General features: G+C 46.8%; 13 protein-coding genes. 12 read left to right on the top strand and 1 reads right to left on the bottom strand.

Features of this window, described 5'->3' with window-relative positions; genetic code table 11:
* The first annotated feature begins 19 nt into the window (after window positions 1–19).
* The 8 genes from CKQ84_RS12625 (at window position 20) to CKQ84_RS12590 (ending at window position 7,055) form a co-directional block, all read left to right on the top strand.
* Window positions 20–991 (top strand): hypothetical protein, encoded by a 972-nt coding sequence (locus tag CKQ84_RS12625; protein ID WP_105251557.1) that lies wholly within the window; start codon window positions 20–22, stop codon window positions 989–991.
* A gap of 13 nt (window positions 992–1,004) precedes the next feature.
* Window positions 1,005–1,904 (top strand): DUF350 domain-containing protein, encoded by a 900-nt coding sequence (locus tag CKQ84_RS12620; protein ID WP_105251556.1) that lies wholly within the window; start codon window positions 1,005–1,007, stop codon window positions 1,902–1,904.
* Between the two features lie 4 nt (window positions 1,905–1,908).
* Window positions 1,909–3,633 (top strand): polyamine aminopropyltransferase, encoded by a 1,725-nt coding sequence (locus tag CKQ84_RS12615; protein WP_105251555.1) that lies wholly within the window; start codon window positions 1,909–1,911, stop codon window positions 3,631–3,633.
* A 78-nt stretch (window positions 3,634–3,711) separates the two neighbouring features.
* Window positions 3,712–4,125, top strand: a complete 414-nt coding sequence (locus tag CKQ84_RS12610; protein WP_105251554.1) for a YjfI family protein — start codon at window positions 3,712–3,714, stop codon at window positions 4,123–4,125.
* A gap of 11 nt (window positions 4,126–4,136) precedes the next feature.
* Window positions 4,137–4,826: a PspA/IM30 family protein gene (locus CKQ84_RS12605; RefSeq protein ID WP_028761835.1), complete on the top strand. Its 690-nt coding sequence runs from the start codon at window positions 4,137–4,139 to the stop codon at window positions 4,824–4,826.
* A gap of 164 nt (window positions 4,827–4,990) precedes the next feature.
* Entirely contained in the window at window positions 4,991–5,644 is a 654-nt protein-coding gene (locus tag CKQ84_RS12600; protein ID WP_028761836.1) for a hypothetical protein, read from the top strand.
* A gap of 101 nt (window positions 5,645–5,745) precedes the next feature.
* Entirely contained in the window at window positions 5,746–6,075 is a 330-nt protein-coding gene (locus CKQ84_RS12595) for a hypothetical protein (RefSeq protein ID WP_028761837.1), read from the top strand.
* 155 nt (window positions 6,076–6,230) lie between these two features.
* Window positions 6,231–7,055, top strand: coding sequence for an ion transporter (locus tag CKQ84_RS12590; protein ID WP_105253058.1), 825 nt, complete (start codon window positions 6,231–6,233; stop codon window positions 7,053–7,055).
* An 83-nt stretch (window positions 7,056–7,138) separates the two neighbouring features.
* On the opposite strand, the gene CKQ84_RS12585 is transcribed toward CKQ84_RS12590, so the two are convergent.
* Entirely contained in the window at window positions 7,139–8,635 is a 1,497-nt protein-coding gene (locus CKQ84_RS12585; protein WP_105251553.1) for an inorganic triphosphatase, read from the bottom strand.
* A 231-nt stretch (window positions 8,636–8,866) separates the two neighbouring features.
* Between CKQ84_RS12585 and CKQ84_RS12580 the strand changes: the two genes are divergently transcribed.
* From CKQ84_RS12580 to putA, 4 genes are all read left to right on the top strand, one after another.
* On the top strand, window positions 8,867–9,547 hold the full coding sequence (locus tag CKQ84_RS12580) for a TIGR00153 family protein (RefSeq protein ID WP_105251552.1): 681 nt from the start codon (window positions 8,867–8,869) through the stop codon (window positions 9,545–9,547).
* A 26-nt stretch (window positions 9,548–9,573) separates the two neighbouring features.
* Window positions 9,574–10,863, top strand: coding sequence for an inorganic phosphate transporter (locus CKQ84_RS12575; RefSeq protein WP_028761838.1), 1,290 nt, complete (start codon window positions 9,574–9,576; stop codon window positions 10,861–10,863).
* Between the two features lie 224 nt (window positions 10,864–11,087).
* A complete protein-coding gene (locus tag CKQ84_RS12570; RefSeq protein WP_105251551.1) occupies window positions 11,088–11,639 on the top strand; it encodes a TIGR04211 family SH3 domain-containing protein in 552 nt (183 codons plus the stop codon).
* Window positions 11,640–12,176: 537 nt separating this feature from the next.
* Entirely contained in the window at window positions 12,177–15,371 is a 3,195-nt protein-coding gene (putA, locus tag CKQ84_RS12565; RefSeq protein ID WP_173913181.1) for a bifunctional proline dehydrogenase/L-glutamate gamma-semialdehyde dehydrogenase PutA, read from the top strand.
* Window positions 15,372–15,592: the final 221 nt, after the last annotated feature.

Here is a 15,592-nt window from a genome sequence, read left to right as displayed (position 1 = left end):
ATTACCTTTTGGAGAAAACATGGCAGGAATGCTAACCCGTGTTCTCACATCGATACTTTTTTTAGCCGTTTCGCTATCGCTGACGGGTTGTGGCGATGACAGACCGGATAAAATCGCGAAGTATCAACAACTCACACAGCAACGTCTCGCTACGCTCACGACGATGATCGATGACGGCCAGTTGCGTAACGCTAATCTCTTAAAGCAATACACGACACTGCTAAAGCAACAGAAACCCGATTTAGCACCCTTACTCGATGAATTAGCAAAGGATTCTGGTACCCAAGGTCCCATGTATACCTCGCTAAAACGTCGTTTAGATGAATCGAAAGTGGCGAGTAACTTTGCTGATCTCGATCAACAGCTGGCCGAAGCAGAAAATCTTTATCAAGCCGCAGATCCCAGTCTGTTTAACGATATGTTGTCTGATCCCGTCAACGTGGTCGCCGATATGTCCGACGGCAAACTGGCTCGCGTAAATGCGATTAGCCGTGAGGCCGCAACATTAGCCAATGGCGGTGAAGATTTCGGCCCTGGTAGTCAACTGGTCGGCAATCCCTCTTACGGTAACTGGCAAACCGACTCGAGCGGCACTTCGTTTTGGGCTTGGTATGGCATGTATTCGATGTTTTCGAATGTCTTCAATCGCCCAGTTTCCTACGATCGTTGGTCGGGTAACCGAGGTTATAGCTATTACAATGACGTAGGTCGTTATCGCTATACCTCACCCAAACAAGCGGATGCGCAAAATAAGACCTTCGAACAAACGAAAAAACGTTTCGACTCACAAGGCAAGCGCTTTGACAGCCCTTATGCTAAACCGCGAACTGGTGGCACGGCGTTATCCCGTGAAAGTACCAGCGCACCTAAGGCCAGCACGACAAGTGCGAGCAAGAGTTCGAACAGTAAGTTTCGATCTAACTATGCTAAAGACAGCAGTTTCCGCAATTCCAGCAATCGCACGACCCGCAGTGTGCGCCGGGGCAAGTAACTAAGGATTTCCAATGACATTATTTCAGGATTTCGGTATCACACCAGAGCTAGCCATCATTCTGGCTATCGATCTCACCATAGCCGTGATTTTGCTAACGCTAATGCGTTATTTGCAAGGTTGGAGTGTAAAGGTCAATAGCAGTAAGGAGCTGGCAGAGCGGGATAACTTTGCCTTTGGCATAAGTACCGCTGGCGCAGTTGCCGCCCTAGGTATAGTGCTTACAGGCGCTATCACAGGCGCTGCGGCACACTCTTATCTTACCGAAGCGATTGGCATGAGCTGCTATGGTTTATTCGGTTTAGTACTGATTAAACTCGGCCGTTTTCTCCACGATAAAATAGCGCTAAATGAGTTTGATAAGAACGAGCAAATCATCAAAGGTAATGTGTCCGTCGCTATCGTCGATGCCAGCGTTGCTATTGCTACCGCCATTATCATTCGCTCCGTCTTGCTGTGGGCAGAAGATTTAACGGTCGATACCTTCATTGCCATCTTCAGCGCCTTTGCGATTTCGCAGTTGATGTTAGTGCTACTCACGCGCTGGCGTGAAAACCGTTTCGCAAGCCGCAACCAAGACTCATCTATGCAGCAAGCCTTAGCCCAAGGTCATACAGCGTTAGCGCTACGCCATGCGGGTTATATGATTGCTATGGCACTGAGCTTTAATGCCGCTAGTCACTTTATGATTTATAATCCAACGGCTTATGTGACTAACGTGATCGGTTGGTTAGTGTTCTCAGTCATTATGCTGATCGCGCTCTCCTTACTGCTGTTCGTCGTGAAGAAACTGGTATTGGCCCGTATCGATTTAGCCGATGAAGTGGAAAGACAACACAATATCGGTATCGCCGCAGTAGAAATGGCGATCAGTATCGCTATCGCACTTATTCTTACGGCACTGATGGCTTAATCGAATGCAAGAAATTAGCTTAACTCCCTCGGCGGCTAAACCTAGCCGCCTAGGTTGGTTCGACGATGTTCTCTTACTGGGCATTATGGCCGTATTAGCAGGTTGCGGCCTGATCTACGAATATCTTTTATCCCACTATGCGGGCCGCATTTTAGGCGCATTAGAAGCCGCCATTTACACCATGATAGGCTTAATGATTGTCTCCATGGGGCTAGGTGCCTTCGCCGCCCGTAAGATCCGTGATGCCTTTACCGGTTTTGTGATCTTAGAACTCACAGTTGCACTCTGTGGCTCACTCGCCATTTTAATCACAGCAGCGGTGATTGGTTTTGGTCAACAACTACCATTGATCATTGCTAACACCTTAGGTTTACCGCCAGATCAACTGCCCGAAGGTGGCATGATAGGCTCGCTGCAAAAACTCAGCGAATACTTACCCTATGTGTGGGGTGTGTTATTGGGCCTGATGATTGGTATGGAAATCCCGCTGATTGCTAGGGTTCGCCAATCCCTTTCCGACGAGCATTTACTGCATAACGCGGGCACCATTTACGGAGCTGATTACATAGGCGCAGGCATAGGTGCCGCCATTTGGGTTGGCTTTATGCTCGCCATCGATATCCAACTCGCCGCCGCCTTAACCGCCAGTTTCAATCTATTGGCAGGTTTTGTGTTTATCTGGCGATTCTGGCCTAAAATCCGCCGCCCTAAACTGCTTTTGAGTGGGCATTTTATCGTGACTGGTGTCTTACTCGTATTAGCAATCCACGGCCCACGCTGGGAGCAAGAATTCAATAATTTGCTCTATAAAGACAAAGTGGTTTACGCCAAGGCGACACGTTTCCAACAGCTGACCTTCACCGAGCGGTTGCGCGGTAACGGTCTGCCGCCCGTTTATGCTTTATACATCAATGGTCGCTTACAATTTTCTAGCATAGACGAGCACATCTACCATACGTTTCTCGTTCATCCTACGCTCGCGGCCAGTGCCCGTCACAACAAAGTGCTGATCATTGGCGGCGGTGATGGACTCGGTCTCAAACAAGTACTGCGCTGGGAACCAGAACAAGTCACGCTGCTCGATCTCGATGTGGGCCTAGTGCAATTATTTAAATCGCCCGATACAGATATGCCCGATAGTCTCAGTCGCGCTATGTTGGCGCTCAATGGCAACGCACTGAATGATCCCCGTGTCACAGTGATCAACGACGATGCATTTAATGGTGTCGATAAACTGATTGCCACAGGCGTGAAATACGATGCGATTATCGTAGACTTGCCTGATCCGAGCCATCCCGATCTTAATAAGCTGTATTCGGACTATTTCTACCGTAAATTAAAGGAACTTATGAGCAGTGATGGCGCTCTGACTGTACAGTCAACATCGCCTTACCATGCCCCTAAGGCCTTTATTTCGGTAGCAAAAACCTTGGCATTGGCGGGATTTGACGTCAAGCAGTACCATCATAATGTGCCCAGTTTTGGCGAATGGGGCTGGAGTATTGCAACCTTAGGCGGACTCGATGCACAACACAGATTAGCGAAGTTAACTGAGTTGCCCATCGAAGATGATTGGCTCACTTTAGGTTTAGTGGATGGCGCCTTTGAGTTTCCAGCCAATTTTTATCAAGATGCCGCCAACATAAAACCCAATGAATTGGGTTCATTGCAGCTGTATCACTACCATTTGCAAGATTGGTCCGAGAATCAAGGACTGGATCTTTTTTAATAGGATGAGATAGTACTTGACATATTATGTCTCAGTGCTATCTTTGAACACAGACATAATATGTCAATAAGGACAAATATGAATATCCATACCATTGCCAATCACCTCAACAGTCTTGGCAACAACAGCCAAACTGGCTTTCAATTTGATTGTTATCCAATCGATGGTGAAGTCGAAGTGTTGCAAGTGAATGTGGTCGGCCGTGAAGAAATCCCGGTATTTGTATCGGTAACGGACAACCAAGTACTTTGCATCAGCTACCTGTGGGGCGAGAACGAAGTAAATCAAGAACGTCGCAGTGAAATGTTTGAAACCATGCTAGAGCTCAACATTCCAATGCCCTTGTCAGCTTTTGCAAAAATTGATGACAAATACGTGGTTTACGGTGCGCTATCACTACAATCTAGCATGCTCGAAATCGAGCAAGAATTAGCAGTTTTATCTGATAACTGTTTAGAAGTTATTGATGAATTGGTCGACTATCTGAAATAAGGAGCCACAAAATGGGCATTCTGAATAAAATTTTAACAGCGTTTCGCGGTGGTGCCACCGAAGTTGGCCAAAGCATCGTTGACGCAAACTCAACCCGTATTTTCGAACAGGAAATCCGTGATGCAGAAAAGCATTTAACCAATGCTAAACGTGAACTGACCGATGTCATGGCAAAAGAAATGCAAGCCAGCCGTGAAATCGACCGTCTGAAACGTTCGATTGCAGAACACGAAGGTTATGCAACTCAAGCATTGGACAAGGGTAATGAAGCCTTAGCGATTGAAATTGCTGAAAAGATTGCTCAGTTAGACCAAGAGTTGTCTGAGCAACAAAGCGCCAACGACAGCTTTAGCGCCCATGCTGCACGCTTGAAAGACTTAGTGAAGAAAACCGAACGCCAACTGTCTGATTATCAACGTCAGTTGAGCATGGTTAAAACCACTGAAAGCGTACAAAAAGCGACGGCAACCATTACTGACTCGTTCGCGTCTAGCAACTCTAAGCTGCTGAACGCTAAAGATTCACTAGAACGTATCAAGGCACGTCAGCAACAATTTGACGACCGTTTAAAAGCGGCTGAAACCTTAGCCGATGAAAACAGTGATAAGTCGTTGCAAGCCAAACTAGCCGAAGCGGGTATTGGTGAGCAAAAGTCAAACGCAAATGCAGTGCTAGATCGAATCAAAGCACGTAAAAGCTAAGCAATGATTGACCGAATGCCGAGTCTCAGTGGGATCATCACCCCCTACTGACCTCGGCATTTTTTTGTTTCATCCTCATTAAATAAAAATGATCACTATTGCCCGTGAATATCCGCAGCCAATCAATATGAGGCCGCACGCGAGCATAGTCAGCAGGAGTCACTATGGGATTTTTCAATAGTATTTTTGGTAAGAAAGCCCCGCCACAGCGCGAGCTCAATCACCCGTCCCAGCTCAATGTCGGCGACATGATCTCAATCGATGATAGTTTTGCCCTGCCACCACAACTCCGTGGTCAACAATTAAGAGTCGAAGCCGTACATACTTACGAATCTGAACGTAAACAACACTCCGAGTGGTTACTCAAGGGACATGGTAGTGATACTCTCTTTTTGAGCATTGAAGAAGACGACGAAACCTATCTCGCCTTTTCGATTAAGGTTTCCCGCGCGCAAGTGGAGCAATTATTCGATCTCGAGCAATTCAGCGCCCTGTTCGAGGAACCGGGTCATGCCGAGTTAACTACGCAAGTATTACCGGCCGACTTAGCTGAACAACTTGAACAATGGCTTGGAAAACAATACCACCAAGTGACTTTTGCCGCTTTTGGCTATTTTCATCGTCAGGATTATCGTGGCCAAAAGCCGCCACAGGATGCCAATGGCGCCACAGGTGAGCCCTTTGAGTACTATTTATTACTTGATGACAATGAAAGCTGCGCCGTCGAAGTGGAAGTCTACGAAGGGGGTGATACCGATGTTGTCTTGACCCTATATCGCCCGCTAACGGATATTCGGGAATACTGGCCGGCGAAATAACACAAAAATAAGATAAAGTGCGTGCTCGCACTTTATCAATAATCCCAATACAATCTCACAGATAAGCGCTAGAAACGGTTGATAGCAATAGGTAATACGCCATGAGTAAAACCAAACACCCTCTGCCCGAGCAATGGTTAAAGAACCAACAAGCCGCTAAGGCGACACAGGTTGCCTTCGATCTCGATGAAAAATTTCAATACTCTATTCGTAAAGCCGCGTTAGATGCAGGCGTTAGCCCTTCTGATCAAATTCGCACTATTTTAGGTCTTAGCGTATCGAAACGGCCAACGCGTCCGCGTCTTACCGTGTCACTCAATGCAGATGACTATGTGCAACTGGCAGAGAAATATGGTTTAAGTGCCGATTCACAGCTAGAAATTAAACGTCGTGTACTCGACGATTTAGTCCACTTTGTTGATGAAACCTAAAGCAACGCTGATCTCAAGCGCCAACCCTTCTTACCATTGGCTGGTGCGATTAATCGATATATAGCCCTTTTATTAACTCAGTCAATTTACTCACAGCCTAAAGTCTTTTACTTTAGTAGTGATATTCGCCGCACTTAACAGGGATCATGTTTGGCATGACAGATAAAACCCCATGGTCGCTTCGCACCCTTGGCACTCCTTCTCCATTCGAAATGGCGATGATGCTATTGTCCTTGCTGTCGGTGATCATAGTACTTGTCATGACCTTCGGCCGCCTAGATAGCGAAACCTACCGCTTGCTCTTCTTTGTCGATACCAGTATTTGTATGATTTTTATGATCAACTTCTTTGTTGGGTTGATCCGTGCTCGCGATAAACGCTTTTTCATTAAACACCATTGGATTGATTTTATTGCCAGTATTCCGGCGATTGAAGCCCTACGTATGGCACGGCTTTTTCAAATCCTACGGGTAATACGCCTGATCCGCATGAGTCGCTCACTGCTGCTCCCACTGGTAAAACAACGTAAACAAGCCACCTTAGCCAGTTTACTGGTTGCTATGGTGACGATTCTGACATTAGCTTCCGTCATTATGCTCATCGTCGAAAGCGGCACCGAAGGCGCCAATATCCAGACCGCTGAGCAAGCGATTTGGTGGGCATTAGTCACTATCTCTACCGTCGGCTACGGCGATTATTATCCTGTAAGCACAGCAGGCCACATCATAGGTGGAGTGGTCATTGTCAGCGGTGTGAGTTTTTTTGGTGTGATTTCAGGTTATATGGCATCGGTATTTGTCGCGCCAGATGAATCTGAACGCCAAGAACGCCAAGATGCGCATAAAGCCGAAATCAAATCAGAGCTTGAATTAGCCTTAGCGAGAATGGAAGAGAACCAACAAAAAATAGAACAAAATCAAGCGCAAATGCTGGCTCAAATTGCGGAACTTAAGCAGGCTATCGAAACAAAAAATAGCTGACTTTGTTGCGAAAACTGACTAATGAAAAGGCTCAATCTATATTAGATTGAGCCTTTTCCGTTTATCAGCGATAAAAAGTAATATTACCAGTAGACCTGCTGTTGCATCGCGTTACGGCGTGTCGATTCCATAGCAAACAACAAACTCTGCTGCTTGTCTTCCAGCCACTCAGCTAAATTGATATCTAACTCCCGACTCGCATCCTGTAAGGCGCGATAACAAGCCAAAGTTTTAATCCCAAGCGCGAGATCTTGCCAAGGTGCACGAAATGCGTCCCGTGATTTCGCCTCATATAAACTGCCGTAGGCATGACCCACAAGAATGCTCGCATCCAACACTGTGGCCACTTGTAGATAATTTGCCGCTGTCATGACGCTATTGAGTGGCATGACCTCAATTATCGCCATCCAAGAAGCTTGCTGAGCACGATCGGCATGCTGGCGTAAGCTAGGCTGATGGGTGATGTCCACTTCACCAGCACTGATCTTTAGCAACAGTTCAACAATAGCCAGCTGTAATTGACCATATTCGGTCTGTTGCCATAGGGAGAGTAAGCGTTCCGTCAGATTAATCTCTGTCAGTTGCGCCAGAAGTCGCGCCTTAACTTGGGCATGTTGGCCAAGTTTAGCAAATAAGCCTCTTTGGCTACCAAGCAAGGCGGTCAACGCCTGTGCCTGCTCAATAAAATCGAGCTGCTTTTCAATCAGCATAAATTGGCTAGACAGTGTCACATTCAATAATTCGAACTGATTTAAGGTCATTCGCAGCAAACGAATACAGGCGCGCATCCGCCACCATAGTGCCACACAGGCTTCAGGGTCGCTTTCCTCTGCAATCATGCTCTCTAATAATTGCCAGCGCTCAAGGGCGGTTTCAAGCAGGATTTGGCAGTTTGCACTTAAATCCTGTGAAGAAGAATCGTGTGACTCAGCCAGTGGCAGAAATTCCAATGCTTTTAAATCGAGCAGCTTAGCCTTACCCGCCAATCGATAGCCCCGCTGCGCTTTACTGGCCTTACCTAAACGCACGGGCACAACGCTCACCACTTGCATCGCCAGCTTAAGTAGCGCCTCAGTATCGCCACTGAGGAGTTCAAACTCGAGCTCACACAGGGCTTCTTGCTGGCCATTGGCGGTGATTTCACCTATGTCTAACGCCACTTCGACCACGCTGTTATCAATCTGAACATGCCAAGCGCGACGATGAAAATCGGTGTGAAATATACAAGTTAACTGAGCTTGAGTTGCCGCTAAATCGGCATCAGCGGGCCAAATGCTGGTAGGAAATAGACTTAAATCTGGGCTATCGGATTGGATAGTCACATTGTATTCGGGCCGCGAATGAATGCCGCCCACGACTTGTCCTGCGATTTTTATGGTCTGCTCTCGGTGCGCATCGTAACCGCGCACCCGCAATCCCATGTCCCACTGACGTAATTGCAAGTCAGGGGTGTCGAAGTAACCATTCGCCAAACGACGTTGACCTTGAGGTACGGCATTATCGAGACTATCTAACTTATTTATCAGGGATTCTTGATATATCGGCAGGAAAAACAGTTTTAATTCAATCTCAGCATTCATTGCGTAACCGCTCATTTTGTCATCAAATATTCATCGATGCGTCATCTTTAGTTCATAATGTCACAAATGTGTCATAAAAATCCCGTAGGATTTGGTTTTGCAGTTGGTATATAACCCGTTAGAATAAACCTGTCGTTTTTTCTGAAAAAACACAGTTTCAATACGCGGACGCATAGGTTAACATGCGCCCGCTTTTTCCAATAATGGAACAATCTAAATAGGTAAACGGCAATGCCAGTAAACTCTATTTTGGGCGTGTTTGCAAAATCGCCAATTAAGCCTCTTCAAGAGCACATGGACAAAGTACACGATTGCGCATCGTTACTCGTCCCCTTTTTCGAAGCCACTATCACAGGCAACTGGGACAGTGCAGTTCAATTACGTAAGCAAATTAGTTTAGCCGAGAAGCAAGCAGATTCACTAAAACGTGAAATCCGCCTTACTCTGCCAAGCGGTTTATTTATGCCTGTAGAACGTACAGATTTATTGGAACTTTTAACTCAACAAGACAAGATAGCCAACAAAGCCAAAGATATTTCCGGTCGTGTTATCGGCCGTCAGCTGTTAATCCCTCAGGTCATGCAAGTCCCATTTATTGCTTATCTACAACGCTGTATCGATGCGGTAGCACTAGCAAAACAAGTCATTAATGAACTCGAAGATCTGTTAGAAACAGGTTTCCGTGGCCGTGAAGTCGACTTAGTGGCAAAAATGATCAACGAACTCGACATCATCGAAGAAGATACTGACGATCTACAAATTCAGTTACGCCGTCAGTTATTCGCTATGGAATCTGAATTGAATCCTGTCGATGTGATGTTCCTCTACAAAACGATTGAATGGGTCGGTGGTCTTGCAGATCTTGCCGAACGCGTCGGTTCGCGTCTTGAGCTTATGCTGGCTCGCGTTTAACAAATTAAGGTTATCAAGGTATCAATATGGTTGATGCAGGTATTGAGGTGGCTAACGTCTTAGTCACTAATGGCCCGTGGCTTATTGCCATTGCGGCTGCATTTGGTTTTCTCATGGCATGGGGTATTGGGGCGAATGACGTCGCCAATGCGATGGGAACCTCTGTAGGTTCAAACGCAATTACAATTAAACAAGCGATTATTATCGCAATGATCTTTGAGTTTTCCGGTGCATTTTTAGCTGGGGGCGAAGTTACCAATACCATTCGTAGCGGTATTATTGATTCTAGCTATTTCACTGCGACTCCTGAATTGCTGGTTTACGGCATGATAGGATCATTGTTGGCAGCAGGTATTTGGCTTGTCGTCGCATCGGCTCTTGGCTGGCCGGTATCAACGACTCACTCCATCGTCGGTGCGATTATTGGTTTCGCCGCCGTGGGTGTTGGTGCAGATTCAGTCTCATGGGATAAAGTGGGCGGGATTGTAGGCTCTTGGATCGTAACCCCCGCTATTTCGGGCTTTATGGCATTCATTCTCTTCCAAAGCACTCAAAAACTCATTTTTAACACTGACGACCCATTGAGTAATGCAAAGCGTTTCGTACCTTTCTATATGGCATTTGCTGGTTTCATCATGTCATTAATGACGATTATGAAAGGCTTATCCCATGTTGGTCTGCATTTCTCAGTTACCGAGTCTTACCTACTCGCAAGTGCTGTTGCCGCTGTAGTTGGTATCTTAGGTAAAATCGCCATTTCACGCTTACAAATGAGTGATAAAGCAGATCGTCAAACCCAGTTCAAAAACGTTGAAAAAGTGTTTGCGATCCTGATGGTTCTGACAGCTTGTTGTATGGCTTTTGCCCATGGTTCAAACGATGTAGCAAATGCGATTGGTCCATTAGCGGCGGTTGTTTCAGTCGTCAATAGCGGTGGTGAGATTGCAGCGAAATCACCTCTAGTCTGGTGGATTTTACCTTTGGGTGCCGTAGGTATTGTGATGGGTCTGGCGATTTTTGGTCAGCGCGTTATGCAAACTATCGGAAAAAACATCACTCACTTGACGCCAAGTCGTGGTTTTGCGGCAGAATTAGCCGCGGCAACAACTGTAGTTATTGCTTCTAGCACTGGTTTACCTATTTCTACCACACAAACCTTAGTAGGTGCGGTATTAGGTGTAGGTATGGCCCGTGGTATCGCAGCGATTAACATTGGTGTGGTACGTAATATCGTCGTATCTTGGGTTGTGACCCTACCAGCAGGTGCTGGTCTATCAATCATCTTCTTCTATATGATTAAAGGTATTTTTAATTAAGAAGTCTCGCTAAATGTGTTGCTGACATTAAGCACTATTAGCGCCTAGGACTAGAAGGTCGTAGGAAAGATTGAATTAAATTGGAATGGTCATAGCATGGATGCCGTAAAGTTGAGGGAAGTCTATGACTTCCCTCTTGCATTACAGGCCTCAAATCCCTAGCATGTGCAGACTATTTCGTTGATGAGAATACAAAAGTGTTTAGACTCCTGACTCTGGTAGGAATGATCTTGCTGTCTTCCAACCTGCTGGCCGAAGGCCAATCCCGCTACATCTCGGATAACGTGTTTCTGTATCTTTTAGGTGGCCCTGGTACTGAGTTTCGAATTGTTGGATCAATTGAAGCGGGTCAACCTGTGACACTGCTCAACGAAACTCAAGGTGATTACTCCAAAATAATCGACCATAAAGGCCGTGAAGGTTGGGTACAAACCAACTTGATCAGTTCGACTCAAAGTTTCCGTGAGCAAGTCCCTGCGTTAACAACTGAACTCGCACAGGCCAAAGCTAAGTTAGCAGAAGTATCAAGTTCAACGGATAATCATGCCGGCGAACTGCTCGAATTAAAGGCTAAACTAAGCGAGTTAGAAACCAACCTAGCTAAAACGACTCAAGAACGTGATCAACTGAAAAATGCGGTAGATCGCACAGCTCAAGACGAGCGTTTTGAACTTTGGCGCCAAGGTGGATTAATCGCAGGCATGGGCTTAATCCTAGGCATTATTTTAGTGTATTTACCTAGACCACAACGTCGCAATAAAAAACGTTGGATGTGAGTCTGACACACAAAAAGTCTTAATTTACCTTCCAAAAGCCAGTGTTTTCAAACACTGGCTTTTTTGTCAATCAAGCGTTACATCGACTTATACCAATCACCTTAAATATCTAATCAGTTCAGAGCCTCACAGGCATCTCAATCCAAGGCGCATTGACGCAGAAATGGTTATTCCCTTTTAAGTCAATGCAACACGGGAGTGGGATGCCTGTGTGCCTCCCGAAGGGCGGCTGATGTTAACTGCATGGCAAAGCGCTTTATACTGCGTTCAAGGCTTTCGACAGAGCACCACTATGCCTTCAAGACTTCGCCTTGTCTAAAGCGCGTTTAACTCCCGCTGAATGAACAGATATTTAATACGATTGGTATTATTAACAAGCTAATCAAACAAGCTTCACAATCTTTCACGCTATAGTGTTGTCCGTCACATTTTGGCTGTATAATCTGCGCGCGCAAACCTTCATATTGTATACAAAATATCAAATGCGTTTGGCGCCTCCCAATTTGTTTCAACAATAGCGCCCCAATAACGGCCAAGATGGAAGCGATAACTATGTTCAAAGCGAGTGAAGTGCTGGCAGGCCGCTACGATTCTGCCAATCTCGACGAACTGTTCAAAGCAGTCAGCGACAACTACATTGTCGATGAAGAACAATACTTGTCAGAGCTGATCAAACTAGTTCCCTCAAGTGATGAAGCCATAGAGCGCGTCACTCGTCGTGCCCACGAACTGGTCAATAAGGTTCGTCAATTCGATAAAAAAGGTTTGATGGTCGGCATAGATGCCTTCCTGCAACAGTACAGCTTAGAAACACAGGAAGGCATTATCCTGATGTGTTTAGCCGAAGCTTTACTGCGAATTCCCGATGCGGCCACTGCCGATGCGCTGATTGAAGATAAGCTTTCAGGCGCTAAGTGGGATGAGCACATGAGCAAGAGTGACTCAGTGCTGGTTAACGCATCGACCTGGGGCTTAATGCTCACAGGTAAAATCGTTAAACTTGATAAAAAACTCGATGGTACCCCAAGCAACTTGCTGAGCCGCTTAGTGAATCGCCTCGGTGAACCCGTGATCCGTCAAGCCATGATGGCAGCGATGAAGATCATGGGTAAGCAGTTCGTACTGGGCCGCAACATGAAAGAAGCCCTAAAGAACAGTGAAGACAAACGTAAGTTAGGTTATACCCATTCCTACGACATGCTGGGCGAAGCGGCGTTAACGCGCAAAGATGCCGAGAAATACTATACCGATTACGCCAATGCGATAACTGAGCTTGGTGCTCAAAGCTATAACGAAAATGAATCACCGCGGCCAACAATCTCCATCAAGCTATCGGCATTGCACCCACGTTACGAAGTGGCCAATGAAGACCGCGTCTTGACTGAACTGTACGACACAGTGATTCGCCTGATTAAGCTGGCACGTGGTTTAAATATCGGTATATCTATCGATGCCGAAGAAGTCGATCGCCTCGAGTTATCACTAAAACTGTTCCAAAAACTGTTTAATTCTGAAGCAACTAAAGGCTGGGGATTACTCGGCATAGTCGTACAAGCCTACTCTAAGCGTGCCCTGCCCGTACTGGTTTGGTTAACGCGTCTAGCGAAAGATCAAGGGGATGAAATCCCAGTGCGTCTGGTAAAAGGCGCCTATTGGGATAGCGAACTTAAGTGGGCGCAACAAGCTGGCGAAGCCGCTTATCCACTCTACACTCGCAAAGCCGGTACTGACGTTTCTTACCTCGCCTGCGCCCGTTACTTATTATCGGATGCGACTCGCGGTGCTATCTATCCACAATTTGCTAGCCACAATGCGCAAACCGTGGCGGCAATTTCCGATATGGCGGGCGATCGTAACCATGAGTTCCAACGCTTACACGGCATGGGACAAGAGCTGTACGACACGATTCTGGCTGAAGCCGGTGCTAAAGCGGTACGTATTTATGCGCCTATCGGTGCGCATAAAGATCTACTGCCCTACTTAGTTCGTCGCCTGCTGGAAAATGGCGCAAATACTTCGTTCGTCCACAAACTGGTCGATCCTAAAACCCCCATCGAGTCATTAGTGGTACATCCGCTAACAACACTGACGGGTTACAAAACCCTGGCTAACAACAGAATCGTTTTACCTGCCGATATTTTCGGTAGCGAGCGCAAAAATTCCAAGGGACTCAATATGAACATCATTTCCGAATCTGAGCCATTTTTCGCGGCACTAGAACAGTTTAAAAATACCCAATGGCAAGCGGGTCCTCTGGTTAACGGTAAAACCTTAACTGGCGAACATAAAACGATTGTTAGCCCATACGACACCACCCAAACCGTAGGTCAAGTCGCCTTCGCCGACAAAGCTGCAATCGAAGCAGCCGTCGCATCTGCCGAAGCGGCATTTACCTCTTGGGCACGTACGCCAGTAGAAACCCGTGCCTCTGCACTACAAAAGTTAGCCGATTTATTAGAAGAAAACCGCGAAGAATTGATCGCCCTGTGCACCCGTGAAGCGGGCAAGAGCATTCAAGACGGTATCGACGAAGTACGTGAAGCCGTTGATTTCTGTCGTTACTACGCAGTACAAGCCAAGAAGATGATGGCAAAACCTGAACTGCTTCCTGGCCCAACGGGAGAGCTGAACGAACTGTTCCTCCAAGGCCGCGGTGTGTTCGTGTGTATCAGCCCATGGAACTTCCCACTGGCGATCTTCTTAGGTCAAGTGTCGGCGGCATTAGCGGCGGGTAACACAGTTATCGCAAAACCCGCGGAGCAAACCTCAATTATTGGTTACCGTGCGGTGCAACTCGCTCATCAAGCGGGTATTCCTGTCGAAGTGCTGCAATTCCTACCAGGCACTGGTGCGACTGTGGGTAGCGCAATTACGGCCGATGAACGTATCGGTGGCGTGTGCTTTACTGGTTCAACTGGCACAGCAAAACTGATTAACCGCACACTCGCCAACCGCGAAGGCGCGATTATTCCATTAATCGCCGAAACGGGCGGCCAAAATGCCATGGTGGTGGACTCAACCTCTCAACCTGAGCAAGTGGTGAACGATGTGGTTTCATCGTCATTCACCAGCGCGGGCCAACGCTGCTCCGCACTGCGCGTGCTCTTCCTCCAAGAAGACATCGCCGATCGCGTGATCGAAGTCCTGCAAGGCGCCATGGATGAATTAGTGATTGGCAACCCAAGTTCAATCAAAACCGACGTAGGCCCAGTGATTGACGCCACCGCCAAAGCCAACTTAGATGCGCATATCGATCATATCAAGCAAGTCGGTAAGCTTATCAAGCAAATGCCGCTGCCTGCTGGCACTGAGAACGGTCATTTCGTGTCGCCCACTGCGGTTGAAATAGATTCAATTAAAGTGCTTGAGAAAGAGCACTTTGGCCCAATCCTGCACGTGATCCGTTATAAAGCCGCCGATCTTGGCAAAGTGATCGATGAGATCAACAGCACAGGCTTTGGTTTAACCTTAGGTATCCACAGCCGTAACGAAGGCCATGCCCTTGAAGTTGCCGACAAAGTGAATGTGGGTAACGTCTACATTAACCGTAACCAAATCGGCGCAGTAGTAGGCGTACAGCCTTTCGGTGGTCAAGGCCTGTCAGGCACAGGTCCTAAAGCCGGTGGCCCACACTACTTAACCCGTTTTGTGACTGAAAAGACCCGCACTAACAACATCACCGCCATAGGTGGTAACGCCACGTTACTGTCACTGGGTGATAGCGAAGAATAATATCTCTCACCTGTGAGAGTTGAAAAAAAGCCAGACTAAGTCTGGCTTTTTTATTTGGTAATGAATGCTTATACCTAAATTCAATTCGAGAAATGAACACAGGAATCAGTGGCTTCCCCATCATTTTTTAGAGATAGCTTTTAGAGACCTGAGCATTGTGGGAGTCTTCGCATTTGCCATTTGAGTTTGTTAATTAAAATCAAAGTCGTGGGGCTTCACCC

The organism is Shewanella sp. WE21, from assembly GCF_002966515.1.
Classification (GTDB): domain Bacteria; phylum Pseudomonadota; class Gammaproteobacteria; order Enterobacterales; family Shewanellaceae; genus Shewanella; species Shewanella oncorhynchi.
The sequence above is the reverse complement of the archived record's forward strand: the minus strand, read 5'-3'. Positions and strand labels throughout refer to the sequence as shown.

Excerpts from the sequence above, each read along its gene's own strand:
- CKQ84_RS12625 (WP_105251557.1), top strand. The coding sequence starts at position 20 with ATGGCAGGAATGCTAACCCGTGTTCTCACATCGATACTTTTTTTAGCC.
- CKQ84_RS12620 (WP_105251556.1), top strand. The coding sequence starts at position 1,005 with ATGACATTATTTCAGGATTTCGGTATCACACCAGAGCTAGCCATCATT.
- CKQ84_RS12615 (WP_105251555.1), top strand. The coding sequence starts at position 1,909 with ATGCAAGAAATTAGCTTAACTCCCTCGGCGGCTAAACCTAGCCGCCTA.
- CKQ84_RS12610 (WP_105251554.1), top strand. The coding sequence starts at position 3,712 with ATGAATATCCATACCATTGCCAATCACCTCAACAGTCTTGGCAACAAC.
- CKQ84_RS12605 (WP_028761835.1), top strand. The coding sequence starts at position 4,137 with ATGGGCATTCTGAATAAAATTTTAACAGCGTTTCGCGGTGGTGCCACC.
- CKQ84_RS12600 (WP_028761836.1), top strand. The coding sequence starts at position 4,991 with ATGGGATTTTTCAATAGTATTTTTGGTAAGAAAGCCCCGCCACAGCGC.
- CKQ84_RS12595 (WP_028761837.1), top strand. The coding sequence starts at position 5,746 with ATGAGTAAAACCAAACACCCTCTGCCCGAGCAATGGTTAAAGAACCAA.
- CKQ84_RS12590 (WP_105253058.1), top strand. The coding sequence starts at position 6,231 with ATGACAGATAAAACCCCATGGTCGCTTCGCACCCTTGGCACTCCTTCT.
- CKQ84_RS12585 (WP_105251553.1), bottom strand. The coding sequence starts at position 8,635 with ATGAATGCTGAGATTGAATTAAAACTGTTTTTCCTGCCGATATATCAA.
- CKQ84_RS12580 (WP_105251552.1), top strand. The coding sequence starts at position 8,867 with ATGCCAGTAAACTCTATTTTGGGCGTGTTTGCAAAATCGCCAATTAAG.
- CKQ84_RS12575 (WP_028761838.1), top strand. The coding sequence starts at position 9,574 with ATGGTTGATGCAGGTATTGAGGTGGCTAACGTCTTAGTCACTAATGGC.
- CKQ84_RS12570 (WP_105251551.1), top strand. The coding sequence starts at position 11,088 with ATGATCTTGCTGTCTTCCAACCTGCTGGCCGAAGGCCAATCCCGCTAC.
- putA (WP_173913181.1), top strand. The coding sequence starts at position 12,177 with ATGGAAGCGATAACTATGTTCAAAGCGAGTGAAGTGCTGGCAGGCCGC.